This is a genomic window from Streptomyces sp. NPDC047917 (assembly GCF_043204345.1).
GTDB classification, from domain to species: domain Bacteria; phylum Actinomycetota; class Actinomycetes; order Streptomycetales; family Streptomycetaceae; genus Streptomyces; species Streptomyces sanglieri.
The window spans coordinates 75,135-99,589 of the sequence record NZ_JBIDCA010000006.1 but is presented as its reverse complement, the minus strand read 5'-3'; the positions used below and the strand labels follow the sequence as shown (position 1 = coordinate 99,589).

Below are 24,455 nucleotides of genomic sequence, written 5' to 3'. Positions count from 1 at the left end.
TCAGAACCTTCCGTCACGGACCTGGAACTTGGTGGGCTTGCCGGACAGCGGCAGCCCGCGGCGCAGCCAGTCGGCCTGCCACTCGACGAGGGTGCGCAGCGCGACGTCCGGATAGCCGAACAGCGCGTGGCAGCGGCTCGCGTCGGAGAGCAGCGCGGTGGGCGCCTCCTCGCCGGCGAACACCGGCTCCTTGCCGAACTCCTCGCCGAACCAACGGGCGATGCGGCGCACCGAAGCGGTCTCGGGGCCGGTGAGGTTGAGGGTGAACGCCTCGTTGTCGGTGGCGTGCAGCAGCGAGCGCAGCGCGACCTCGTTGGCGTACCCCTGCCACACCACGTTGGCGTGACCGGTCGTCACATCGACGGGCTCGCCGGCCTGCACGCGGTAGGCGATGTCGGCGAGTACGCCGTAGCGCAGGTCGACCGCGTAGTTGAGCCGGATGTTGGCGACCCTGGTGCCACGGGTCAGCGCGGCGTGGCCGAAGATCCGCTCCCGGCCCAGGCACGACATGGCGTACTCGCCGACCGGGCCGACCGGGTCGCTCTCGGTGCAGCCGCCGGAGGAGACCGGCACCAGCGGGTACACGTTGCCGGTGGAGAACGCGGCGATCCGCGCCCCCGACCAGCGGCGCGCCACCCGGTCCGGCATCGCGGCGTTCACCGCCCAGGCGTGCGAGGGCGCTCCGGCGGAGCCGAACTTGGCGCCGACCATGAAGACGACGTTCCCGGCGTCCGGCAGGCCGGCCAGGTCGGCGGCCGGGTCCATCAGGTCGAAGGCCACGGTGGAGACCCCGGCGGCCTCCAGCTCGTCGGCGGCGGACTTGTCGGACCAGCGGGAGACCGCGTACACGGTCACGTCGTCGCGGCCCGCGGCGTCCAGCGCCCGGCGGGCGAGCCGGCACAGGCTGGGGCCCATCTTGCCGCCCGCGCCGAGCACCAGCAGATCGCCTTCGAGGCGGCCGAGATCGGCGACGAGCGCGGGGGAGGGGGTGGCGAGCCGCTCTTCGAGCGCGGCCTCATCGGTGAACATTCGTGACTATCCCTTGATTCCGGACGCGGTGACGCCCTCGGTGAAGTAGCGCTGGCCCACCATGTACGCGGCGAAGATGGGCACGAACGCGATGACGGAGCCGGAGAGCACCACATTGAGCGGCACGTTCTGCTGCTGGAGCGAGGCGATGCCGACGGTCAGGGTGCGCATGTCGGTGGACTGGCCGATGACCAGCGGCCACAGGAAGTCGTTCCAGTGCCACAGGAAGACGAAGACGCCGAGCGTGGCCAGGATCGGCTTCAGCAGCGGCAGCACGATCCGGTAGAAGATCTGCCACTCGTTGCAGCCGTCCAGCCGGGCCGCCTCGAAGAGCTCGTCCGGCAGCCCCTGGATGAACTGCCGCATCAGGAAGACCGCCTGGGCGTTGGCCAGGGTCGGCACGATCAGACCCCAGTAGGTGTCCACACCGCCCAGCTTCGCGATCATCGCGAAGGTCGGGATCATCGTGACGTGGTACGGGACCATCACCATCGACAGGAACGACCAGAACATGGTCTCCCGGCCGGGGAAGCGCTTCTTGGCGAAGGCGTACCCGGCGAGCGAGGCGAGCAGCAGCACGCCGACGACCGAGACGACCGAGTAGATCAGCGTGTTGAACAGCCAGCGCGGTACGTCCTGGGCGTTCATGACGGTGTCGTACGCCTCGCCGGTCAGCGGCCACGGCAGCAGGCTGCCGGGGAACTCGACCGCCGCGGACGGCTTCAGGGAGAGCACGACCATCGCGTAGAACGGGAAGATCGTGACGAGCGCGGCCACCGTCAGCAGGACGGCGCGGCCGATCCGGCCGGCCCGGGTGGGCCGCATGCCGTAAGGGACGGTGTCCTGCTCCGAGAGCTTGCGCAGCTTGCGTTCGGCGCGGCGGGCGGCCCGGTCGGGCGTCGCGGGGGCCTTCGGCCCGGGCGGGGTCCCGGGCGGGGTCCCGGTCTGGGCGGGTGCTGCGGTCATGGTCACTGGTCCTTCCCGATCACGAGCCGCTGGATCACCGCGACCACCACGGTCAGCGCGAAGAGCGCGACGCCGATGGCGGAGGCGTAACCCAGGTCGAAGTACTTGAAGCCCGCGTCGTAGAGCTGGAAGACGAGCGTGTAGCTGGCGTTTGCGGGGCCGCCGCCGGTCATCGTGTACACCGCGTCGAAGACCTGGAACGACGCCGTCGTCTCGATCACGGCGAGGAAGAACAGGGCGGGCTTGAGCTGCGGCAGCACGATGTACCGGAACCGCTGCCAGGGGCCCGCGCCGTCGGTGAGCGCGGCTTCCTCCAGCTCCCGGGGGATGTCCTGCATCCGGGCCAGCAGGATGAGCATCCCGTAGCCGAAGCGGGACCAGACGCCGACGATCGCGAGCGCGGGCAGCACCAGCACGTCGTCGGAGAGCCAGGAGCCCTCGGACATCCCGAACCAGCTCATCAGGGTGGACCACGGTCCGCCGGTCGAGAAGATCCAGACGAAGACGGTGGCGGCCAGCACCAGCGAGGTGACGACCGGCAGGAAGAACACCGAACGGAAGAACTTCGCGCCGCGGAACGCGCGGCGGGTGATCAGTGCCAGTGACACCGAGGCGATGAGCGTGCCCGGCACGGCGAGCACGGTGTAGAGGACCGTGACCTTCAGCGCCTGCCAGAACAGCGGGTCGTCCCAGAGACGGGTGAAGTTGTCCAGCCCGATGAAGCTGCCGCCGCCCGTGAGGGAGTAGTCGGTGAAGCTCATCAGCACGCCGGCGATGCCCGGACCGAACCGGAACGCCAGGAAGAGCAGGAAACACGGAAGGACGAAGAGCAGGCCGATCCGGGCCTCGCGGCGCGCCTGCGGCCCGCTGCGACGGCCCCGGCGGGTTGGTTCCGCGACGACTGCCACGGGGATCTCCTTGCGGTACGGGGGAATTGCGGGGGGTCGGGGGGAGTGCCCCCGGGAGAGGGGCGGTACCGGGGCCCGAGTGCGGTCGGACCCCGGTACCGGGCCCGGACTAGCGGCCGAGCATCGCCTGCGCGGCCTTCTGCGCGGCGTTCAGCGCCTCCTGCGGGCTCTTCTTGCCCAGCAGCGCCGCCTGGATCTCCGGCGCGAGCACGCCCTGGACCTCACGGGCCTTGTCCTGGAGCGGGCCCACGGTCATGCTCGGCAGCGTCGCGCCGACCGCCGTCTGCAGGGCGTCGCCCGGGTACAGGTCGCCGCCGGACTTGCGGGCCGGGAAGTAGCCCGCGTCCTTCTGCAGGCCGGCCGCGTTCTTCGACTCGGCGACGAAGTTCAGCCAGTCGCCGGTGTTCTTCTTGTCGGCGCCCTTCAGCATCGACAGCGCGCCGACCGTGCCGTAGCCGACCGACTTCGCGTCCTTCAGCGGCGGCTGGACGACGATGTTCTCCTTGCCCCAGAACGGCTCGACGTCCGCCGGGGTGTTCTGCCAGGTGCAGGCGATCTTGCCCTTGGCGGTCGGGGTCTGCTCCAGCTTCGGGGTGGTGGTGACCAGGTCCTTGTCGGTGTAACCGCCGTCGACCAGCTTCTTCAGGTATGTCAGCGCCTTCACACCGGCCGCGTCGTTGAACGTGACGTTCTTGCCGTCCTCGGAGAAGACGTCGCCGCCCGCCTGCCACAGCAGCGGGTAGAAGGTCATGTTCAGGGTCTGCTGGGTGTCACCGCTGTAGCTGGTGGCGTAGTAGCCCTTCGCCTTGAGCTTCGGGGCCAGCGCCTCCAGGTCCGCCCAGCTCGTCGGGTAGGTCTTCTCACCGATCGCGGCGAACACCCGCTTGTCGCAGATCAGCGGGTTGGCGCTGGTCAGGATCGGGGTGCCGAGCGCCTTGCCGTCGACCGTGACGGACTTCAGCGCGAAGTCGGTGTAGTCCGACTTGGCGTCGGCCGGCATGTAGTCGTCGGCCGGGACGATGTTCCTGGCGTACTTCGGCAGCTGGTCCGGGATCAGGTAGACCGCGTCCGGGCCCTTGCCGGAGGCGATCGCGGTGGCCAGCGCGGTGTCGCGGTTGGCCCACGGGAAGGTCTCCACCTTCACCTTGACGCCCTTGTGGTCCTTCTCGAACGCCTTGACCAGGCCGTCCCAGTACGCCTTGTTCTTGGCCTCGTCGAAGATGACCGGGTAGGTCCACATGGTGACGGTGTTGTCGTCGCTGCCGCTGCCGGAACAGCCGGCCAGCACTCCGGCGGCCAGCGCGGTGGCCACCACGGGGGCGGCGACGGCGCGGACTCTGGAACGGCGGGTGAGGAGACGGGACATGAGGTGGTCCTCCGAGGACGTGAGGGTGGGGCGGGAAGAGGGCGAGCCCGGTCCGGTCCGAACGACAGGCCCTTCAGGGGGAGTCACTGCGCCGGGACCGTCTGGACGGTGCCGGTGTGCCGGGCACGTTCGGCGGCGAACGCCGCGAGATGACTGCCGAGCGAGGTGGCGGGACCGGAGCGGACCGCCCCGGCGTCACCCGTGGCGACGGCGGTGACGAACGCCTCGACGAGCGCGGCGTCCCCGCCGCCGTGCCCGTCGGCCGCGTTCGAACCGGACGTGCCGAGTTCATGAACGGTGGTCTCGCCGGTCCGGAAGTCCTGCACCGTGACCCGCTCGCCGTCCCCGATCAGCCAGCCGTGCGAGCCGAAGATCCGGGTCTGGCGGTGCGTCTGCTCGGTGAACGCCACCATCTGGAAGGTGGCGGTCACTCCGTCCGTCAGCTGCATCGCGAGGGCCTGGTGGTCGACCACGTCGTTGTCGCTCCGGTACGCGCAGACGCCGTACGGCCCCTCGCGCAGCGCCTGCACGAGACCGGCTTCGTCGGTCGCCTCGGTGACATGGGTGACCGGCCAGACCGCGCCCTTCTCACGCAGCGTCGGCATGTACAGCTTCAGCGCGCTGTACGGGCAGTCGGACTCCACCGCGCAGTCGAGGCAGCGCTCGGCGGATCCGGCCGGCGCGTTCTCCGGCCGGAAGTGCTTCAGCCCGCCGAAGCTGGACACCCGCTCGATGCGGCCGCCCATCACGTACGTGATCCAGTCCAGGTCGTGGCAGGACTTGGCGAGCAGCATCGGGGAGGAGTCCTTCTCGCTGCGCCACGGACCGCGCACATAACTGTGCGCGTAGTGCCACCAGCCGACCGGCTCCAGATGGTCGAGGGAGACCAGCTGACCGAGCACTCCGGAGTCCACGACCTCCTTCACCAGGTCGGTGTACGGGGTGTACCGCATGACGTGGCACACCGCGAACAGGACTCCGGCCCGCTCCACACCCTCGACGATCCGCCGGGTCTCCTCCTCGGTCGGGGCGAGGGGCTTCTCGGCGAGGATCGCGTAACCGGCCTCGGCCAGCGCAAGCACCGGCTCCACGTGGAAGCGGTCCTGGGTGGCGACGACGACGGCGTCGGCGATGCGGTTCTCGACCAGCGGCCGCCAGTCGTCGAACTCGACGGGTGCGCCGGCGGCGGCCCGCGCCGCGGGGCGCGGGTCGGCGACGGCGACGAGCTCGGCGCGCTCGGGGTGCGCCTTGATCCACTCGGCGTACGTCAGACCGCGGTTGCCGGCGCCGACGAGCGCGACCCGTACGGGCCGGCCGGTGATCGGGGTATGCGTGGACACGGGAATCCCTGGTGCTCGATGGGCGTGGTGGTCAGATGCGCAGCGTGGCCGCGGTGTGGGCGACGCGGCCGCCCTCGTCCGGCAGCGCGGTGCGCTCGGTGCCGTCCTCGACGCAGCCGGTGTGCAGCAGATGGCTGCCACCGGTGAACGCCGCGGGCCGCAGTTCGATCCGGCCGCCGGTGAAGGTGGAGCCGGTGGCCCGGTAGCGGTTGGGGCCCTCGGTGACCAGCACATGGGCGGTGCCCTTGGGCGCGGTCGAGTCGAGGCCGGTGAGCTGCCAGTCGACGGTCCGTCCGGAGCCGGTACGGGCGAGCAGGGCGCCGTCCTTGTTGGTGCCGCTCAGCCGTGTTCCGTCGACGCGCAGCCGCTGGTCCTTCGCCGAGGTCAGCTTCAGCCCGGTGTCGCGGAGTTCGCCGCCGAGCACGGTGACCTCGGAGTGCGCGAGCGAGACCGGGGCGGTGTCCTTGGAGCCGGTCAGCGTGCACTGGTCCAGGGTGAGCGGTCCTGTGCCGTTGAACACCGCGCCGTCGACGCCCTTCAGGACGCTGCGCTGGATGGTGAGCGGGGCGGTGACGTTGGCCTGGGAGATCTCCGCGCCCGCCGCGAAGGCGAAGGAGGAGTCGGCGATCACATTGGGCCGGGCGGAGAGGTCGGAGGCCCGGGAGACGATCAGCGGACCGGTGGCCGTACAGCCGCGCATCTGCACGCCGTCGGCGTTGACCCAGAGCATTCCGGAGCCGGCGAGCGACTTCTTGCCGACGACCAGGACGTCCTCCAGGGTCAGATCGGTGATCTTGACCCGGGCCACGAACCAGGAGCAGGCGTGCCGGCGAACGGTGATCCGCTTGGCCCTGCCGCCCCAGGCCGCGCCGGAGTTGGCGAAGGTCATCAGGCCGGAGTTGCCGGTGTACACGAGGTCGTGCTCGAACTGACCGTGCGTCACGAACGGGCCCTCGTCGTCACCGTCGCCGTGGCAGTTGGTGACGTAGCAGTAGGCGGATGCCGTGAAGTCGTTGAGGTGACGGGCGTTGGAGGTGTGACAGTCCTCGACGTGCCCGTACAGGCAGTAGATCTGCTGGGTCAGGTATCCCGCGCCGCCGTAGGTGACGGACTTCGGGTTGGTCAGCGAGCACTGCTCGGTGCGGTAGTAAGTGCACCAGCGGCGCATGACGACCGGCCAGAAGGTGCCGATGGCCTCGATGCCGGAGACGTCGCAGCGCACCGCGTACTCGTAGGCGACCGGGTGCGAGCCGGTCATCTCGTCCTCGCCCCAGCCCTCGAAGACCATGTTGCGGACGTGGGCGCGGTCGACGGGATCGACGCGGGTCCAGGTCAGGGTCCGGCCGGCGGCCAGGTCCCAGCCGATCTGGTAGTTGACCCGGACGTGCGTCGAGTCGACGACATCGGTGACCTGGACGAGCCGCTGGATCTCCTTCTCGTACTTCCCGGCCAGCGCGTCGATCTCCACGGCCCACCACTGGCCCACGGCGAACTTCGACGAGTCACCGACCTCGAAGAGGTCCGACAGGTCCGGCATCGCCGCGCTCAGGGTGTGTTCGACGGTGGTGTCGGTGACGGTGCCGCGGAAGGAGAGGACGGCGCCGAAGGGGTTGTCGTGGGTGTTCTTCTCGATGCCTTCGGTGCGTATGCGGTGGCCGCCGAAGTCGAGTTCGATGTGGGAGCGGTCGAAGAGGTGGCGTCGGGTGAACAGGAGGTCGGTGTGGGCTTCGATGCGGTGGACGCTGTTGTCGGCGATCATGGCGTCGAGGGCGGCGTCGGCGGGGGTCTTGGCGTCGAAGTGGCCGAAGGTGCGGAAGTCGAGGGTGCCGGTGTGGAGCTGGTGCCAGCGGCCGGTCTTCGCGTTCTGCGGGGCGATGACGGTGCCGCCGTTGTGTGCGGCGGTGGACTTCCTGTCCCAGCGTACGGCCATGGTGCCGCCGTCGCCGGGGGTGCGGTAGCCGGCGATCAGGACCTGGGTGCCGTCGTCGAGGGGTTTGGTGTTCAGCGCGCGCAGTGCTGCGACCGTGTCGACACGGAGCACGTCGCCGGTGTGCGACGGCGCGGCCTGCGCGGAACCGGCGGCCACGGCCGAACCGGCCACGACCAGACCGGCCAGCCCCGAAGCCCGAAGCAGATTCCGACGGGACGAAGCGGGGGTGTGTTGCTGCGGAACGCTCATGCGGACTTCGCCTTCCGAGAAGTGCGACAAGTGAGGGAGCGTTCCTGCGGGGGACTGCCATGAGGCGGATGGCTGAAAAGGGTCCGGCCGTCGAGTGTCCACGGCGCGATGGGCAGGCGCCGGAACCGGGTCGGAAGGGGTAAAACACCGGTGACCTTGAAGTGTCATCGCGGTTGGCAGGGAACCTACGGCGGGTTAAGCCATTTGGTCAAGACCCGAATCCGTCGGAATGCGACGTGTCGCTGTCGGACGCGGTGCCGTCCGGGTCGTCGACCCAGCCGAGCGAGACGCTGATCCGGCGGGCCGCGTCCCGCACCTGGCCGCCCAGTTCCTGGTAGCGCCAGGCCGGCAGGCCGAGCTTGAGGCCGGTGATCGAGACGGCCCCGGCGCACACCGAACGGTCGTCGAAGACCGGCGCGCCGATGCAGATGATGCCCTCGGCGTCCTCCTCGTCGTCCAGGGCGTAGCCGACCCGGGCTATGTCGCGCAGATGCGACAGGAAGGTCGCCGGGTCGGTGATGGTGCGGGAGGTGCGCCGGGGCAGCCCGAACCGCTCGACGACCGCGGCCGCCTCGCCCGGCGGTACGGCGGAGAGCAGCGCCTTGCCCAGGCCCGTGCAGTGCGGCAGCTCGCGCTGCCCCATCCGCAGATCGAGCCGGACGCGCTGGTCGAGCTCGACCTGGTCCACGACGACCGCGTGGCCGTCCTCGGGAACCGCGAGCCTGGACGCCATCCCGGTGGCCCGGGTCAGCTCGCGCAGCACCGGGTGGGCGACGCCGCGCAGCGACACCTGGGAGCGGGCCCGGTCGCCGAGCCGGGCCAGGCTCATGCCGAGCCGGTAGCGGCGGTTCATGCCCTCGCCGTCGTCCGAGACGAGGCCGTAGGCGCGCAGGGTCTGGAGCATGCCGAAGGCGGCGCTCTTGGAGATGGAGCAGGCCTGGCCGACCTCCGTGACGCTCAGGCCGTTCCCCTGTGCGGGGGCGGCGAGCGCTTCGAGGATGTCCGCTGCCCTGGCCACGCTCTTGACCCAGTACTTCGGTTCTTCTGGGGCAGCACTGTTCGTCATAGCAGAACAGCCTAGTCCCTCGGGGACGCCCGGAACGCTCGTTCTCGGCGAAGAAGGCGCGAAATCCGGCCTTCCTGGGTCCGAAAAGGTCTTGACCGGCCCCGAAGCCGGACGTAATATCCAGGAACTGTTCTGCTCTACAGAACAGTGTTCTGGAAAAGCGAAACGCACCACCCCGAGCACCACCTCAAGCACCACGGATCATCCCTTTCCTGCGGCGACTGCCGGGCGGATGGCGCCAGGGATTCACGGGCCGGGCAGGGCCTGCGAAGACCGACGACTCTCGACGCAAGGAGCAAGCGATATGAGTTCAGGCCCGGTGGGCAACGAATCCGGAGCCCAACTCGCCGAGCGCGCCCGCCAGGTCGTACCCGGCGGCGTGAACAGCGGTCAGCGCAGTGTTCCCGGACTGACCGACCTGGTCGTCACGGGGACGGACGGCGCACGGTTCCGTACCGCCGACGGACGCGAGTACACCGACTTCCACTCGGCGTTCGGACCGCCCCTGCTCGGCCACAACGACCCCGACGTGGCCCGCGCCACCGCCGAGGCCGGAGCCACCCTCGGCCACATGGGCGTCGGTGTCACCGAGGGCGAGGTCCTCCTCGCCGAACAGCTCACCGAGCTGATCCCCTCCATCGAGAAGGTGCTGCTCACCAGCACCGGCAGCGAGGCCACGTTCCACGCGCTGCGCGTCTCCCGCGCCGCCACCGGCCGCCGCCTGGTCGTCAAGTTCCAGGGCTGCTACCACGGCTGGCACGACGCGGTCAGCCTCAACGTCATCTCCGCGCCCGAGAAGGTCGGCGGCCACGACCCGATCTCGACCGGCATCCTGCCCGAGGTCCTCGAAGCCACCCTCGTCCTGCCGTTCAACGACAGCGAGGCCGTCCGCCGCACCTTCGCCGAGCACGGCTCCGACATCGCCGCCGTGATCGTCGAGCCCGTACCGCACAACGTCGGGGCGCTCCTGCCGTACCAGGAGTTCCTCACCACGCTGCGCGAGGAGACCACGAAGGCCGGCAGCGTCCTGATCTTCGACGAGGTCATCACCGGCTTCCGCCACGACATCGGCGGCTGGCAGAAGATCTCCGGCGTCACCCCCGACCTCACCACCCTCGGCAAGGCGATCGCCAACGGCGCCCCCGTCGGCGCGATCGGCGGCCGCGCCGACCTGATGGACCTCTTCTCCACCCGCCCCGGCGCCCCCGCCTTCTTCGCCGGTACGTACAACGGCCACCCCTCCGTGGTCGCCGCGGCCCTCGCCACCCTGCGCAAGCTGCGCGAGGAGCCGGTCCACGAGCACGTCTTCCGGCTCGGCGAGCGGGTCCGCACCGAACTGACCGGACTGTACGAGCGCCTCGGCGTCCCCGCCGTCGTCACCGGCTACGGCTCCGTCTTCGTCAGCTACTTCATGCCGGGCGAGGCCCCCCGCACCTACGCGGACCTGCTGAACAACGACGCCTCGCTGTTCGTCGGCTACCGCCGCAAACTCCTGGACCACGGCCTGTTCGAGCTGCCGCTCAACCTGAAGCGCAGCCACATCAGCTACGCCCACACCGACGCCGACGTGGACCGTCTCATCGAGGGCACCGAGGCCGCGGTCAAGGCCGTGCTCGCCGACGGCGGCGCCCGCGACCTGGAGAACACCTCCACCATGGGCGGGGCGACCCGCTGATGCTGACTGTCAACCGCACCCGCCCGGCAGGCCCCGCCGGCCGGATCACCCGTGTCGAGACCCTGATGCTCGGCACCTCCTGGCGCGACTTCGGATACGTCCGGGTCCACACCGACGAGGGCCTGTCCGGCATCGGCGAGATCACCCACCCCTACCGGGTCCGCGAGGTCTGCGCCCTCACCGAGGCACTGGCACAGCGCCACCTCATCGGCGCCGACCCCTTCGACATCGAGGAGCTCTGGCTCCGCGTCTACCAGGGCGACTTCCTGCGCGGCGGCGACATGGGCGGCGTCGTCCTGTCCGGCCTCGACCAGGCCATGTACGACCTGATGGGCAAGGCGCTCGGGGTCCCCGCCTACCGGCTGACCGGCGGCGCCTGCCGCGACGACGTACGCGTGTACGCCAACGGCTGGTACAACGGCGAGCGCGACGCCGAGACCTTCGCCGCCAAGGCGAAGGAGACCGTGGCGAAGGGCTTCACCGCCCTCAAGTTCGACCCGTTCGGCCCCGGCCTGCACGATCTGGAGCGCTCCGAACTGCGCCGCTCCGTCGATCTCGTGGCCGCCGTCCGCGAGGCCATCGGACCGGACGTCGACCTGTTCATCGAGGGCCACGCCCGGTTCGCCATGCCGACCGCGGCCCGGCTGGTGCGCGAGCTGGAGCCCTTCGACATCGGCTGGTTCGAGGAGCCGATGCCGTGGACCCACATCGAGCGCTACGCGGAACTGCGGCAGCGCGCCGCGTTCCCGATCTCCGGCGGTGAGCACTTCCACAACCGCTACGAGTACAAGCAGCTCTTCGCGACGAACGCCGTCGACATCATCCAGCCCGACCTCTCCATGGCCGGCGGCTTCACCGAGGTCAGGAAACTCGCCGCGATCGCCGATACCCATGGCATGCTCGTCGCCCCGCACAACTCGAACTCGCCGCTGTGCACCACCGTCTCGGTGCACGCGACACTCGGAATCCCCAACTTCAAGATCCTCGAAACCTTCGACGGACTCCTGGAGGACTACGTCTTCGACGCGCTCAAGGGCACCCTCCCGATCGTCGACGGCCGGATCGGCCTGCCGACCGCACCGGGTCTCGGTGTCGAACTCGTCGACGAGGTCTTCGAGGAACACCCGCCCACCCACCGCTTCTGGAACATGTTCGCGGACGGCTGGGAGAAGCGGAACCGGACATGATCGTCGACGTCCACTCGCACCTCTTCCGGCACAGCCACGACTTCACCGACCCGTTCAGGTCCGACTCCGCCCGCGCCCACGCGGGCGAGGTCGACCTCACGGTGAAGTGGGAGGAGTACGAGGCCACCGCCCCCGAGGGCACCCGCACGATCGTCGTCGGCGGCAAGGCGCGGCGCAGCGGCCTCTGGGTCGACGACGCGGCCGTCGCCTCGTACGCCGGAGCGCACCCCGACCGGCTGATCGGCTATCTGTCCCTGGACCCCACCCAGCCCGGCTGGCAGGACGAACTCCGCTACGGCCACCAGGAACTGGGCCTGCGCGGCATCAAACTGATGCCGATGTACGCGGGCTTCGACCCGGCCGCCGAGGAGTACGACGAGCTGTACACGTACGCGGAACGGCACGGCCTCCCGCTCCTGGTGCACACCGGCACGACGTTCGTGTCGAGCGCGCCGCTGGAGTGGGCGATGCCCCGCCACCTGGACGCGGTCGCCATCCGCCACCCGGAACTGCGGATGGTCCTCGCCCACCTCGGCCACCCCTTCGAGGGCGAGTGCATCGCGGTCATCCGCAAGCACCCGCACGTGTACGCGGACATCAGCGCCCTGCACTACCGGCCCTTCCAGCTCTGGCACAGCCTCCGGCTGGTCCAGGACTACGGGGTCTTCCACAAGCTGATGTTCGGCAGCGACTACCCGTTCACGACGGTCGACGACTCGGTGAAGGGGCTGCGGGAGATCGCCCGCATCCCCGGCATCCCCGGGCTGCCGCCGCTCGACGCGGACGCGGTGGAGGAGATCATCCACCGGCCGTCGCTGGACCTGCTCGGCCTGAACGGCTGATCCGGCCGTTCCTCCGAACCTGCCGGTACGGTGCCGGGGTCATCCCCCTGTCGCCCGGCACCGACCGGCAGCCGGGCCGCCGCGCCATCACCCATGTGTCCCAGCGCGGCGGCCCGGACCCCTCCGGCGACCAGTACCGGAGCCGACACACCCCTCTCCGTACCGCTCCGCCTGGAGGAACCCCGCCATGACCGCAGCCGTCCCGCCCCGCGGAACCGACCGCTTCGATCTGACCGGCCGCACCGCGGTCGTGACCGGGGCCGCCCGCGGCCTCGGCCGGTCCTTCGCCGTCGGCCTCGCGGAGGCGGGCGCCGATCTGGTCCTCGTCGACCTGCCCGGGGCCCAGGGCGTCGCCGAGACCGCGGCGGCGATCGAGGCACTCGGCCGCCGGTGCCGCACCTACGGCCAGGACCTCGCGGACATCGACGCGCTGCCCGGCTTCGTCGACGCCGTACGCGCCGAGACGGGCCCGCTGCACATCCTGGTCAACAACGCGGGCACCGCGGCGCTGGAGCGCTTCAACGAGATCACCCCGGCGAGCTGGTCGCACATCATGCGGGTCAACGTCGACGCCGTCTTCTTCCTCAGCCAGCGCATCGCCGAACACATGACGGCGGACTCGGTCGCCGGCCGCATCATCACCATCACCTCGAAGAACGCCCTGGTGGCGGAGGCCGGCCTGGCCCACTACAACGCCTCCAAGGCCGCCGCCCAACTGCTCACCGAGACCCTCGCGGTCGAGCTCGCCCCGCACGGCATCACCGCCAACACCCTCGCCCCCGGCATGGTCGAGACCCCCATCGACGGCGAATTCCCCTTCGACCGGGAGGCCTTCGAATCCGCGTACCGCGAGCGCATCCCGCTCGGCAGGTACGCGCAGCCCGACGAATGCGTGGGCGCGCTGCTGCTGCTCGCCTCCGACGCCGGGGCGTATCTCACCGGGGCCCGCATCGTCGTCGACGGGGGAGTGCTGGCCGACCAGATGCCGCGGATGCGTTTCATGCCGCCGTACCGCAACACGATCTGACCGCGACCGACCGGCAGTCGGTTCCCCCGAGCACGCATCGACAACGCGAGGAGCGCCTCCGACATGTCCGTCAACGCATCGTCCCCCGCTCAGCCCTCTGCTTCACCCGCTGCTTCGTCCCGTCGGAATCTGCTTCGGGCTTCGGGGCTGGCCGGTCTGGTCGTGGCCGGTTCGGCCGTGGCCGCCGGTTCCGCCCAGGCCGCGCCGTCGCACACCGGCGAGGTACTCCGTGTCGACACGGTCGCAGCACTGCGCGCGCTGAACACCAAACCCCTCGACGACGGCACCCAGGTCCTGATCGCCGGCTACCGCACCCCCGGCGACGGCGGCACCATGGCCGTGCGCTGGGACAGGAAGTCCACCGCCGCACACAACGGCGGCACCGTCATCGCCCCGCAGAACGCGAAGACCGGCCGCTGGCACCAGCTCCACACCGGCACCCTCGACTTCCGCACCTTCGGCCACTTCGACGCCAAGACCCCCGCCGACGCCGCCCTCGACGCCATGATCGCCGACCCGGGCGTCCACCGCATCGAAGCCCACACCGACCTCCTGTTCACCCGACGCCACCTCTTCGACCGCTCCCACATCGAACTCGACTTCGGCGGCCACCGCATACGCACCGAAGGCATCGAGAAGAACACCCACGACAACCCCTTCGGCGCCGTCCTCTCCTTCCGCGGCACCGTCACCGACACCACCGTCAAGCACGCGCTCCCCGGCAAGGTCATCGAGCTGACCGACACCTTCCCGGTCCCCGACGCCAAGGCGTTCGCGGTCGGGCAGTGGTGGACCGTGCAGGTGGACCCGGTCGCGGGCGGGGGCGGTGACGAGCGCGAACTGCAGAAGCTGGTCGAGATCACCGAGATCGTCGACGCCGGACACATCCGGATCGGCTACCTCAACGGCTGGGAACTCGCCGCCGGCCGCAACCTCACCTGGACCCGCGTCGAACCGGTCCGGGACACCCACATCCGCAACATGGTCTTCGAGGGCGCCGGCCCCGACGAGTACACCGGCTCCCACCCGGTCAGCTTCGAGTACGCCGTGGGCTGCGACGTCTCCGGCATCCACGCCACCGGCACCTTCTGGCCGGTCGTCATGCGCCGCTGGTGCACCCGCTTCCGCACCGAGGACTGCTCCCTGAAGAACCCGCCCACCGTCGAGTACGGCGGCGCGGGATACCTCACCCAGCAGATCTACTGCCTGTACGGACGGGTCGCGGACTGCACGACCAGCAATGTCCGCCACCTCAACGACCTCACCGCCTCCGCGTACTGCACCGTCGTGAACTGCCACGGAGACGGCGACGACGCGGGCGGCAACCCCTTCACCACGCACGGGCAGTACGAGCACGATCTGCTCTTCGACGGCAACTCCGGCCTGATGGACATCGCCAACTCCGGTGCGCAGTGGGGCATTTCGGCGAAGAGGATCACGGTGCGCAGACATGTCTGCTCCTGGTTCACCGCCAACACCAAGATCACCGACCTGACCCTCGAAGACATCACGGTGATCGCCCGCCCCACCTTCGACCAGGCCGGCACCCTCACGGTCAACGCCGACGGCGCCCAGGTGCGCGGCTGCACCGCGAAGACCTTCGCGGTCGCCCAGCGCTCCGCGCGTTCCACCCGGCCCACCACCATCAGCGACTGCTCCTTCGAGCCGCCCGCCGGAGCCGTCCTCGTCCAGACCCCGGTCACCGCGCCCGTGCACTTCGTACGCTGCACGTTCAAGGGCGTCGACGGTGCGATCCTGCGCGGGGCGGGCCCCGTCCACTTCACCGACTGCACGGTCACCGGTGCGGAGAACGCGGCCCCGATCTCGGTCGGTTCGGCGGATCTGCGGATCGACGGCGGCAGCTACGACAACACCGGCATCGAACTCAGTGCCGTGCGCGACCAGCGGATCACCGTCACCGGCGGCACCCGCCTCACCGGCAGCAACAAGGCCCGGGCGCTGCTCGGCCGGGCCGTCGGCGAGGGGCGGACCACCTGGGACATCAACGGTCTCAGCAGCTCCGCCTCCGGCCCGGACACCGCCCATGTCCGCATCGCCGACGGGACGAACCACTACGCGGCGACCGGCAGCCGCTTCACCGGCGGCACCCTCCACCTCGCTCCGGACGCCCTGGCCTCGGTCCTGCACACCACGTGTGTCGAGGACGGCACGAAGCGCAGCGCGATGCCGGCCGACGGCGACAAGGTGCGCACGGACGGGAACCTGATCCTGTGACCGCCACGATCCGCACCGCCACCCCGGCCGACGACCCGGCCCTGGCCGCCCTGTGGCGGCGCTGCTTCGACGCCCCGCAGATCGCCGACCTGCACGCCCTCGACCCGGACCGCCACCGTCACACCTTCGTCGCGCAGGGCGCGGACGGAGAGGGGATCGACGCGGTCGTCGTCTACGTACCGAGGCTGATCCGCGACGCGGACGGCACCCCGCAGCGGGTCGGCGGCATCGGCAGCGTCGCCACCCGCCCCGAGGCCCGCGGCCAGGGGCTGGTGCGCCGGCTGCTGGAGGCGGCGGAGCACACCATGACGGCCGAAGGGTGCGCCTGGTCGCTGCTGTTCACCGGGACACCGGGCGTCTACCGGGGCTCGGGATGGCAGGAGTTCGCCGGCACGTACACCGAGGGAACCCTCGCGCCCTCGCCCGCCGCCGGGGAATTCCGGATCCGCCCGGCCACCGTGCGGGACACCGCCGAGGTGGCCGCCCTGCACCGGGCGTACAACGCGGACCGGCCGCTCAGCTCGGTGCGGGCGGCCGAGGACTGGGCGGTGCGGGTGCCCGCCTGGTACGGGCCGCTCGACCGGTCGCTGGTGGCCCAGGACCCCGTGTCGGGGGCGCTCGCCGGCTGGCTGGTGGCCGGGCACGAAGGGGAGTACCTGGAGGTGCGGGAGTTCGCGGGCGCCCCCGAGAGCCTGGAAGGGCTGTTCGCCGCCGCCGGAGAACGGGGCAGGGCGGCCGGTCTGAGCCGGGCCCGGGTCCGGCTCCCCGACGGTCCCGGGGTCCGGGCCGCGCTGCCGGTGCTGCTGGCGGACACCTGGCGGGTGACCGAGCGAGTGGGCATGGCACGCCCGTTGCACGCCACCGAGGAATCGGTGCGTGCCACGGTCACGGCACCCGGCGCGGTCCACTGGTACGGCGACTGCTTCTAGGCCGTGTCCGTAACGTCCCGCCGTACGCCGGAGGGCGTCGCGACCCAGGCGGGACTTCGCGAGGCGGGCGGGGCGTCGCGAGGCGGGCGGGACTTCGCGAGCCGGGCGGGACTTCGCGAGCCAGGCAGGACTTCGCGGGCAGGGCGGGACTTCGCGGGCACGGCCCCGGGCCCTTCGTTCGGATCGGGCCGGACCGGGCACCGGGGCACGCGGATCCCGGCATGATCCGGACGGAAGACCCCGGGAGGGGCGTACGGCGCCCCTCCCGGGGCGGGCTCGCCGTCAGCGGCAGGGCGTGAGCAGAAAACGCCCCACCAGCCCCGCCCCCGCGTCCAGCCGGCGGCGGAACTCCTCGGCGAGCAGCGGAACCTCACGCAGCCGCCAGAGCACCAGCGCCGTCGACCAGGCCGCCTCGCGGGCCCGTTCCAGGCTCCACGAGCCGAACAGATGGGTGAGCGGGTCCGCCAGTTCCAGCAGTTCGGGGCCCGGCAGCAGATCCTCCCGGATCCGCTCCTCCAGCATCAGCAGAAGATCGCCCACCCGGTCGAACTCCTCCTCCAGATCGGGCGGGGCGCAGCCCAGCGTGCGGCAGGTGTCCACCACCGCGAGCGGCAGGTCGTGGCCGATGTGCGCGTTGATGCCGGACAGGGCGAACTGCGGCGGCCGTACGCCCGGATGGTGGCGGTACTGGAAGAGCGGACGCCAGCAGTCGGGCGTCCGCTCTCCCGCCGCGGCGTCGATCACCGCCAGGTAGCGCTCGGCCAACCGCACATCCAGCGTGGCGGCGGCCCGCCGGTCCGGGAACGCGCCACCGGTGATCTGCCGCCCGACGGTCTCGGTGACCGTCAGATAGACGCGGTGGAAGACGGCCACCCCGTCCTCCGCCCCGCCCACCGGCGGCCGGACGGGGCGGAGCGCCCGCATCCGGCCGATCACCCGGTCGATGCCGGGGGCAGCGGTGAGGACCGGTCCGTCTCCCGCCGGGAGCTCCTGCGTCTGCTCGTACTGCGCCATGCGGGCAGCGTTCCAGCCGGGCACCCGCCACGGCAGCGCCGGGCCGGGGGTTCATCTCAATGGGCGAACGGCCCCGCTCCGCCGTGCCGGGGGCGCGGCCGGGCGGACCGGCTCACTGATCGCGCTGCGCTCGGTGCGCGGCGACGCGTACGCGGGTCCCGCAGCGGGGCGAGCAGTAGCGCTGCGGCGACCGGCGGCCGGTGTCGACGAAGTAGTTGCGGCATCCGGGTGCCGCGCACCGTCCCCAGGCGCAGTACCCGCGCTCGCTGAACCAGAGCGCGAGCGCGAGGGCGGCCGTGGACAGGAGCCAGCGTGCTGGTTCCGTGCCCTCGGGCGCCCGGGAGTGGAGCGACCAGGGGCGTCCGGGCAGACGGACCAGGCGGGGACGGGCCGGGTAGCGGTCGAGCAGATCGTTGATCGCGTCGGCCGCACGGTCCTCGTCGCTCAGCTCCAGAATCCCGACGAGCGACGCCGCGGCGTCCCGCAGTTCCCCTGCGGCGGTCCCGGTGAGGGCGAGGGGCGGGCCGCCGTGGCGTTCCACCACGGCCTGCAGATCGGCCGCGCTCGCCGGGACGTCGTCCTGGACCGTGTTGATCAGGTCGGTCAGGAAGTACAGGCCGCGGGGGTTGTCGTCACCGGGTCCATTGCCGCTCATCGCGTCTCCTCTGCTCTGCGCCGTGCTGCTGCTCCGCGCGTGCTGCCCGACCTCATGGTAACGTCAATTTCAGAAGTTAGTCGTTACCTGGTCGATCGCGCATGTGCACGGGGAGAATCATGACTGTTCCGTCGAAGGTGTCCGTACTGCTGGTCGGGGGCGGACCGGTCGGCCTGACCATGTCGGCCCTGCTGTCCGGCCACGGCGTCGACCACCTGCTGGTCGAGGCCCGCCCGAAGACGTCGAGCCACCCGAAGGCACGCGGAGTGTCGGCACGGTCCATGGAGATCTTCCGGCGGATGGGCCTGGAGGAGCGCATCCGGGAGGCCGGCCTCCCGGCGTCCCAGGTCTTCTTCTACCGGGGCCGCGACCTCGTCGATCCGGATTTCGTCCGGACCGGACTGGCGCACGGCCCACTGGAGGACGAGCAGGAGCACACCCCGTCACCGGGCCTGATCTGCTCCCAGGACGTGCTGGAGCCCATCCTCCGGCGGCGCGCCCAGGACCTGGCCGGTTCGCGGGTCCGGTTCGGCATGCGGCTGCTGTCCCTGGCCGACGACGGCCACGGCGTGACGGCCGCGGTCGAGGACACCGCCACCGGGGACCGGCACTCCGTGCGCGCGGACTGGGTCGTCGGCTGCGACGGCGCCTCAAGCACCGTACGCACCGGGGCGGGAATCGCGATGGAGGGCCCCACCGGTCTGGGCCGGTACCTCAGCGTCCGCTTCGAGGCGCCGCTGGGCGAGGCCGTGGCCGACCGCGCGAGCGCCTCGTACTTCCTCACGGTGCCGGGAGGCGGTGGCTTCATGGCCGTCGACAACGACCGGCACTGGATCTACCAGCACCCGCTGGGCCCGGAGAAGGAACAGTGGCCGGACCTCTCCGACCACGGTGACCTGGCCCGGCTCATCCGCACCGCGGCGGGCATCCCCGACCTGGACGTGACCGTGCGTTCCACGATGACCTGGCGGATGGACGCCCGGCTCGCCGCCGCCTACCGCGGCTCGCGCGTGCTGCTGGCGGGCGACGCGGCCCACGCGATCCCGCCGTCCGGCGGGCACGGAATGAACACCGGCATCGGGGACGCCGACAATCTCGCCTGGAAGCTCGCTGCCGTCGTCGCCGGACACGCCGGCGAAGCCCTGCTCGACACCTACGAGGCCGAACGACGGCCGGTCGCCCGCCAGATCCTCGACATCTCCACCGACAACGCCCGCAACCGCACGGGCTACCGCATCGACGACGAACTCCTGCTGACCGCCGACTATCGCTCCACCGCCGTCGTCACCGGCACCGGAACGGACGGCCGTGCCACCGCGCTGGATCCCACGGGCCTCCACCCGGACTGCGCCCCCGGCCGGCGGGCACCGCACGTCCGGCTGGTCGGCGGGCCGCCCGGAGTCACCTCCACGCTCGACCTCGTCGGCCCCGGTTTCACCCTCCTCACCAGGACGGACAGCCCGGCCTGGCGGCAGGAGGCCGATGCCGTCCGCGCGGCGACCGGCATCCCGGTCGTCGCCCGCGCCCTCGACACCGGGGCGCAGCGGGAAGCAGTGCCCGGACAGTGGGCCGGGCTCCGCGGCACGGCGGAAGCGGACGGCGCCGTCCTCGTACGTCCCGACGGGCATGTCGCCCTGGTCGCACCCGGCTCCTCGCGCCCGGCGCTCGCCATGACCCTGCGCCGCATCCTGTCCGCCGGGTGAGCGCCCCCCGGCGGGAGGCCCTACGGCTTCTCGTCGGGCTTCCGGGCGGCTTCGTCGTCGTACGCCGACGTGCCCGAGTCCAGCAGGGGCTCCTGGGTCTTGAGATGTGCCGGCGCGAAGGCGCGCAGCACGTGATAGCCGGTGATCACCACGATGGTGCCGAGCGCGATCCCGCTCAGTTCGAAGTTGTCGGTGATCTTCAGGCTGACCCCGCCGACGCCGATGATGATGCCCGCGGCGGCCGGCACCAGGTTCAGCGGGTTGCGCAGATCGACCTTGGCGTTCAGCCAGATCTGGGCGCCGAGCAGGCCGATCATGCCGTAGAGGATGACGGTGATGCCGCCGAGCACCCCGCCGGGGATGGCGGCGACGACCGCGCCGAACTTGGGGCAGAGGCCGAAGAGCAGGGCGAAGCAGGCGGCGGCCCAGTACGCGGCGGTGGAGTAGACCCGGGTCGCGGCCATCACGCCGATGTTCTCCGAGTACGTGGTGTTCGGCGGACCGCCCACCGCGGTCGACAGCATCGACGCGGCGCCGTCGGCGGCGATCGCGGTGCCCAGCTTGTCGTCCAGCGAGGCGCCGGTCATCTCGCCGACGGCCTTCACGTGCCCGGCGTTCTCCGCGATCAGCGCGATGACCACCGGCAGGGCGACCAGGATCGCCGACCACTCGAAGCTCGGCGCGTGGAAGGACGGCAGCCCGATCCAGTCGGCCTTGGCTACACCCGACAGGTCGAGCCGCCAGTGGTCCACGGCCTCCGCGCCGCCGGCCGGGGAGTGGATCTTGCCGAAGACCCGGTCGAGGACCCAGGACAGCGCGTACCCGAAGACCAGGCCGAGGAAGATCGCGATGCGCGAGAAGAAACCGCGCAGGCACACTACGGCCAGTCCGGTGAACAGCATCACCAGCAGGGCCGTCCACTGGTCCTGCGGCCAGTACGTCGACGCGGTGACCGGAGCCAGGTTGAAACCGATCAGCATCACGACCGCGCCGGTGACCACCGGCGGCATCGCCGCGTGGATGATCCGGGCGCCGAACCGCTGCACCGCGAGACCGGCGAGGAAGAGCGCCGCGCCGACGACGAAGACCGCACCGGTGACCACGGCACTGCTGCCGCCGCTCGCCCGGATCGTCGCCGCGACCCCGACGAAGGAGAGCGAACAGCCGAGGTAGCTGGGCACCTGGCCGCGGGTGGCCAGCAGGAAGATGGCCGTCGCGACACCCGACATCATGATCGCCAGGTTCGGGTCCAGACCCATGAGCACCGGCGCGACGAACGACGCCCCGAACATGGCGACCACGTGCTGGGCGCCCAGCCCGAACGTACGGGGCCAGGTGAGCCGTTCGTCCGGCCTGACCACGGCTCCCGGGGCGGGGGTCTTCCCGTCGCCGTGCAAGGTCCAGCGCACGCCGAGGCCCATGGTCGCTCCCTGAGTGTTGGGTGCGGAGCCGAGCGCCTCGCCGGGCACGTCGCTGCCGCAGAAATGATCAGCGCCATGGTAATGCCGGACCATGAGGTGTTCGCGGCCGGGCCGGGCCCTCCCGGACGCGGACGGCGCAGGTGAGGCGGGGGAGCGGGCCCGCCCGCCACCGCGACCGGTCAGGGACGCGGCTCGGTGGCCGCCGGACTTCGGGGACCGGCGTCCGGGGCACCCGCGTCGGAGGCCGGCGCCGCCCGGCGGTCGCCCGCCCGCAGCACCCCCGCCCCCAGCACCAGGCCGAACGCCAGCACCGTCACCAGGCCGAACGACACGACCAGCGAGGTCGCCTCGGCCAGCGAGCCGATCGCGGACGGGGCGATCAGCCCGGAGGTGTACGTGATGGTGGCGACGCCCGCGATCGCCTGGCTCGGGTTCGGACCGCTGCGCCCGGCCGCCGCGAAGGCCAGCGGCACGACCACGGCCACACCGAGGCCGAGGAGCCCGAAGCCGCACATCGCCAGGACGGCGTCGGGCGAGGCGACCACGAGCAGCCCGCCGACCGTCGCGAGCACCCCGCCGACCCGTACGGTCCGGACCGCGCCGAAGCGGTCGACGACCTTGTCACCGGCGATCCGGGCGACCGCCATGGTCAGCGCGAACGCCGTCGTGGACGCCGCGGCGAGCCCCGCGGAGGTGTCCATGATGTCCCGCAGATACACCGCCGACCAGTCCAGACTGGCGCCCTCCGCGAACACCGCGCAGAAGCCCACCGCGCCGATGATCAGCGCCGACTTCGGCGGCAGCGTGAAGCGCGGTGGCGGCTCCTCGTCCGGTTCGCTGCGCAGATCCAGTACGTCCCGGCAGGCGATCAGGCCGAGCGCGGTGAGCACCAGGGCGGCCAGGGTGTGGTGCAGCCGGGCGTCGGTGCCCAGATGCGCGGCCACTGTTCCCGCCGCCGAACCGATCAGGGCGCCCACGCTCCACATCCCGTGCAGCCCGGACATGATCGACTTGTCCAGGCGGTTCTCCACCTCGACGCCGAGGGCGTTCATCGCCACGTCCGACATGCCGGCCGAGGCCCCGTACACGAAGAGCGCGGCGCACAGCGTCAGCAGGTTGGGTGCCAGCGCGGGCAGGACCAGCGCCAGCGTCCACAGGGCGAGCAGTCCGCGAAGTGCGGTCTTCGCGCCGAAGCGATGGCTGATCGCGCCGGCCAGCGGCATCGCGAGCGAGGCGCCGATCGCCGGGAAGGCGAGAGCCAGGCCGAGCTGGCCGGCGCTGACCCCGGCGTGGTCCTGGATCCAGGGCACCCGGGTGGCGAAACTGCCGGTCACCGCGCCGTGCACGGTGAAGACCGCGGCGACGGCGAACCTGGCCCGCCTCACCTGCGCCATGCCGAAGCCCGCGTCTGTGGAATCCGCTGTCATACCGCCGTGCCCTCCCCTGGGAGTCTCTCTCGGAATTCGCTGTCTCCGGTGGTCCCGGTGCCCGTCTCCACGGTGCGCGCAGTAAACTATCAGGAACCCTGCCTGATAAATAGTGGGTCCGTACGTCGAGTACGTCAGCGATCCGTACGTCAGCGATCTGGAAGGATCCCGGCATGCCCGCATCACCGAGCACCGCACGGGCCATCAACGACCGGCTCGCCCTGCGACTGCTCCAGCAGGACGGCCCGCTGACGGCCACGCAGCTGAAGGCCCTGACCGGCCTCTCCCGGCCCACCGTCGCCGACCTCGTCGAACGGCTCCAGGGAGCCGGTCTGATCAGGGTCGTCGGCGAGGCCGGCGCCGAGCGCCGCGGCCCCAATGCCCGGCTGTACGGGATCGCCGCCGACCGGGCCCATCTCGCCGCGCTCGACGTACGCACCCGCAGTGTCGCCGTGGTCGTCGCCGATCTCGTCGGCACCACCCTCGCCGAGGCCACCCTGCCCATCGGCAGCGACACCGACACCGAGGCCGCCGCCGAACAGGCCGCCGCGCTCCTGGAGCGCACCGCGCGCGAGGCCGGCGCCGGCCCGCTGCACAGCGTCGGTATCGGAGCGCCCGGACTGATCGACCCGGTCACCGGCGAGCTGCGCGACACCAGCGGGCTGCCCGCCTGGCACCGGCGGCTGGTGCGGGTGCTCCAGCAGCGGCTGCCCGCGACCGTGCTGGTCGAGAACGAGACCAACCTCGCAGCGGTCGCCGAACACCGGGGCGGAGCGGCCGCCGACCGCGACACCTTCGTGCTCTTCTGGCTCGGCCACGGTGTCGGGGCCGCCGTCATGCTGGACGGGAAACTGCGCCGGGGAGCCTCCGGCGGAGCGGGCGAGATCGGCTTCCTGCCGGTGCCCGGGACGGCCGGTGCGCCGTCCGCGCTCAACTGCGACGGCGGCTTCCACTCCCTGGTCGGCTCCGCCCCGGTCTGTGAACTGGCCGCCGCCCACGGCATCGCCGTGCCCCCGGGCGAGGCCGAGGGCGACAAGGAACCGGGAGCGGCGTCGGCGGTGCGGGCCGCACTGGCCGGGGAGGGGGACCACGAGGCGTTCCTGGACACCCTCGCCGAACGCCTCGCGCTGGGCGCCGCCGCCGTCGCCTCGGTCCTCGACCCGGGCTGTGTGCTGCTGGCGGGCGAGGTCGGCCACGCGGGCGGGGCCGACCTCGCGGCACGGGTCGAGGAACGGCTGACCCGGATGTCACCGCTGCGCACCGAGGTCAGGGCCGGCCTGCTGGGCGGCGCGGCGGTGCTCCGCGGCGCGCTGCTCGCCGCCCGGGACGCGGCCCAGGACGAGCTGTTCGCACCGGCGGGTCAGGGCCTCCCGTCCGGATCACGCCGGGCTCGCTGATCCGGCCTGCACCGAACGAAGGACCCCGGCCCCGGACGGCGGAGAGCCCGGCGGTGACCGGGGGCGGACCGGTCACCGCCGGGCGGCTG

The 24,455-nt window shown here is 71.5% G+C and carries 19 protein-coding genes; 8 read left to right on the top strand and 11 right to left on the bottom strand.

Translation table 11 applies throughout. The features are described from left to right. The 7 genes from ACGF8B_RS15720 to ACGF8B_RS15690 all read right to left on the bottom strand — a co-directional run bounded on the left by ACGF8B_RS15720 (nt 1) and on the right by ACGF8B_RS15690 (nt 8,854). Nucleotides 1-1,029: an NAD-dependent epimerase/dehydratase family protein gene (locus ACGF8B_RS15720; protein WP_392738538.1), complete on the bottom strand. Its 1,029-nt coding sequence runs from the start codon at nt 1,027-1,029 to the stop codon at nt 1-3. Between the two features lie 6 nt (nt 1,030-1,035). Beyond that, nucleotides 1,036-1,995, bottom strand: a complete 960-nt coding sequence (locus ACGF8B_RS15715; RefSeq protein WP_392738535.1) for a carbohydrate ABC transporter permease — start codon at nt 1,993-1,995, stop codon at nt 1,036-1,038. A 2-nt stretch (nt 1,996-1,997) separates the two neighbouring features. Continuing rightward, on the bottom strand, nt 1,998-2,903 hold the full coding sequence (locus ACGF8B_RS15710) for a carbohydrate ABC transporter permease (RefSeq protein ID WP_093541011.1): 906 nt from the start codon (nt 2,901-2,903) through the stop codon (nt 1,998-2,000). A 109-nt stretch (nt 2,904-3,012) separates the two neighbouring features. After that, nucleotides 3,013-4,269 carry an ABC transporter substrate-binding protein gene (locus tag ACGF8B_RS15705; RefSeq protein ID WP_392738532.1) on the bottom strand — a complete coding sequence of 419 codons (1,257 nt, stop codon included), beginning with the start codon at nt 4,267-4,269 and terminating at the stop codon, nt 3,013-3,015. Between the two features lie 83 nt (nt 4,270-4,352). Then, nucleotides 4,353-5,609: a Gfo/Idh/MocA family protein gene (locus ACGF8B_RS15700; protein ID WP_392738529.1), complete on the bottom strand. Its 1,257-nt coding sequence runs from the start codon at nt 5,607-5,609 to the stop codon at nt 4,353-4,355. A 31-nt stretch (nt 5,610-5,640) separates the two neighbouring features. Further along, nucleotides 5,641-7,788 carry a peptidase C14 gene (locus ACGF8B_RS15695; RefSeq protein ID WP_392738527.1) on the bottom strand — a complete coding sequence of 716 codons (2,148 nt, stop codon included), beginning with the start codon at nt 7,786-7,788 and terminating at the stop codon, nt 5,641-5,643. Between the two features lie 208 nt (nt 7,789-7,996). Continuing rightward, nucleotides 7,997-8,854 carry an IclR family transcriptional regulator gene (locus ACGF8B_RS15690; RefSeq protein ID WP_392738524.1) on the bottom strand — a complete coding sequence of 286 codons (858 nt, stop codon included), beginning with the start codon at nt 8,852-8,854 and terminating at the stop codon, nt 7,997-7,999. Between the two features lie 304 nt (nt 8,855-9,158). Here ACGF8B_RS15690 and ACGF8B_RS15685 point away from each other — a divergent pair, with 304 nt between their 5' ends. The 6 genes from ACGF8B_RS15685 (at nt 9,159) to ACGF8B_RS15660 (ending at nt 16,749) form a co-directional block, all read left to right on the top strand. Further along, the gene (locus tag ACGF8B_RS15685) at nt 9,159-10,529 is read left to right on the top strand and encodes an aspartate aminotransferase family protein (protein WP_392738521.1); all 1,371 of its coding nucleotides are present in this window, start codon (nt 9,159-9,161) and stop codon (nt 10,527-10,529) included. Then, complete coding sequence (locus ACGF8B_RS15680) at nt 10,529-11,716, top strand: mandelate racemase/muconate lactonizing enzyme family protein (protein ID WP_392738518.1); 1,188 nt, start codon at nt 10,529-10,531, stop codon at nt 11,714-11,716. The genes ACGF8B_RS15685 and ACGF8B_RS15680 overlap by 1 nt, the downstream gene beginning before the upstream one ends. After that, on the top strand, nt 11,713-12,558 hold the full coding sequence (locus ACGF8B_RS15675; protein ID WP_384755379.1) for an amidohydrolase family protein: 846 nt from the start codon (nt 11,713-11,715) through the stop codon (nt 12,556-12,558). The genes ACGF8B_RS15680 and ACGF8B_RS15675 overlap by 4 nt, the downstream gene beginning before the upstream one ends. A gap of 187 nt (nt 12,559-12,745) precedes the next feature. Further along, nucleotides 12,746-13,585: an SDR family NAD(P)-dependent oxidoreductase gene (locus tag ACGF8B_RS15670; RefSeq protein WP_392738513.1), complete on the top strand. Its 840-nt coding sequence runs from the start codon at nt 12,746-12,748 to the stop codon at nt 13,583-13,585. 63 nt (nt 13,586-13,648) lie between these two features. Next, a complete protein-coding gene (locus tag ACGF8B_RS15665) occupies nt 13,649-15,820 on the top strand; it encodes a peptidase C14 (RefSeq protein ID WP_392738510.1) in 2,172 nt (723 codons plus the stop codon). Next, nucleotides 15,817-16,749 (top strand): GNAT family N-acetyltransferase, encoded by a 933-nt coding sequence (locus ACGF8B_RS15660; protein ID WP_392738507.1) that lies wholly within the window; start codon nt 15,817-15,819, stop codon nt 16,747-16,749. The genes ACGF8B_RS15665 and ACGF8B_RS15660 overlap by 4 nt, the downstream gene beginning before the upstream one ends. Before the next feature lie 282 nt (nt 16,750-17,031). Here ACGF8B_RS15660 and ACGF8B_RS15655 read toward each other — a convergent pair whose 3' ends face one another. Both ACGF8B_RS15655 and ACGF8B_RS15650 read right to left on the bottom strand, forming a co-directional pair. Further along, nucleotides 17,032-17,763, bottom strand: a complete 732-nt coding sequence (locus tag ACGF8B_RS15655) for a DUF5995 family protein (protein WP_392738505.1) — start codon at nt 17,761-17,763, stop codon at nt 17,032-17,034. A gap of 112 nt (nt 17,764-17,875) precedes the next feature. Beyond that, the gene (locus ACGF8B_RS15650; RefSeq protein WP_392738503.1) at nt 17,876-18,418 is read right to left on the bottom strand and encodes a CGNR zinc finger domain-containing protein; all 543 of its coding nucleotides are present in this window, start codon (nt 18,416-18,418) and stop codon (nt 17,876-17,878) included. A gap of 119 nt (nt 18,419-18,537) precedes the next feature. On the opposite strand from ACGF8B_RS15650, the gene ACGF8B_RS15645 reads away from it, so the two are divergent. Next, a complete protein-coding gene (locus ACGF8B_RS15645) occupies nt 18,538-20,121 on the top strand; it encodes an FAD-dependent monooxygenase (protein ID WP_392738500.1) in 1,584 nt (527 codons plus the stop codon). Nucleotides 20,122-20,141: 20 nt separating this feature from the next. Here the strand turns inward: ACGF8B_RS15645 and ACGF8B_RS15640 are convergent, their stop codons facing one another. Together ACGF8B_RS15640 and ACGF8B_RS15635 are read right to left on the bottom strand one after the other, a co-directional pair. Next, entirely contained in the window at nt 20,142-21,542 is a 1,401-nt protein-coding gene (locus ACGF8B_RS15640) for a uracil-xanthine permease family protein (RefSeq protein ID WP_392738497.1), read from the bottom strand. Nucleotides 21,543-21,721: 179 nt separating this feature from the next. After that, a complete protein-coding gene (locus ACGF8B_RS15635; RefSeq protein ID WP_392738495.1) occupies nt 21,722-22,969 on the bottom strand; it encodes an MFS transporter in 1,248 nt (415 codons plus the stop codon). Between the two features lie 173 nt (nt 22,970-23,142). Here ACGF8B_RS15635 and ACGF8B_RS15630 point away from each other — a divergent pair, with 173 nt between their 5' ends. Next, nucleotides 23,143-24,366, top strand: a complete 1,224-nt coding sequence (locus tag ACGF8B_RS15630; protein WP_392738492.1) for an ROK family protein — start codon at nt 23,143-23,145, stop codon at nt 24,364-24,366. Nucleotides 24,367-24,455: the final 89 nt, after the last annotated feature.